We start from the raw sequence: 835 nt of genomic DNA, 5'->3' as shown, positions 1-835 counted from the left end.
AAGATGCGCCGTCAGCGTGGCAAGTCCGACCCGATCGACGCCGAAGCCGCCGCCCGGGCCGTCCTGGCCGGCACCGCGTCCACCACCCCGAAGAACCGAGACGGACAGGTGGAGGCCATCCGGGTCATCCGGGCGGCCCGCACCTCGGCGGTGAAGTCGCGCACCGCGGCGACCAACGCCCTGGTCGGTATGGTCCGCACCGCACCAGAGCCGCTGCGGGCCCAGTTCCTGGAACTGCGTAACTCGGAGCTGATCATCACCGCTGCCGCGTTGCGGCCGGCCCTGGACCTCGCCGATCCGATAGCGGCGACGAAGACGGCGATACGCCGGCTGGCGCGTCGGATCATCGACCTGGACCGCGAGATCCGGGCCGCCGACCTCGACCTGCAGGTCCTGCTCCAACAGGCCGCGCCGCGGCTGATGGAGTTGCCCGGCGTCGGCCCCGAAGTCGCCGCGCAGTTGCTCATCACCGCTGGCGACAACCCCGAGCGCATCCGCGACGAGAGTGCGTTCGCCGCGCTCTGCGGGGTCTCGCCCATCCCGGCCAGCTCCGGTCGCACCGACCGGCACCGACTCAACCGTGGCGGGGACAGGATGGCCAACAGGGCGCTCTACATCGTCGCGATCAACCGGATGCGCTGCCATGCCGAGACGCTGACCTACGTCCAGCGACGACGCGAGCAAGGGCTGAGCAACAGAGACATCTCCCGATGCTTGAAGCGCTACATCGCACGCCAGGTCTATCCGCTGATTCTGGAATCCCTGCGCGTCCGGCCCCCGTCATCCACAGCCCTCGCGGGGGTCTGACCAGCCCGGCTTGCATTACAGGAGCATC

1 protein-coding gene is annotated in these 835 nt (G+C 69.5%); it reads left to right on the top strand.

From position 1 onward, the window contains the following. On the top strand, positions 1-807 hold an 807-nt coding region (locus I8N68_RS32475; protein WP_234041014.1), incomplete at its 5' end, for a transposase. Positions 808-835 lie beyond the last annotated feature (28 nt).

Origin of the sequence: Micromonospora coerulea, assembly GCF_016598485.1 — a bacterium.
Taxonomy (GTDB): Bacteria; Actinomycetota; Actinomycetes; order Mycobacteriales; family Micromonosporaceae; genus Micromonospora; species Micromonospora coerulea.
The sequence above is the reverse complement of the archived record's forward strand: the minus strand, read 5'-3'. Positions and strand labels throughout refer to the sequence as shown.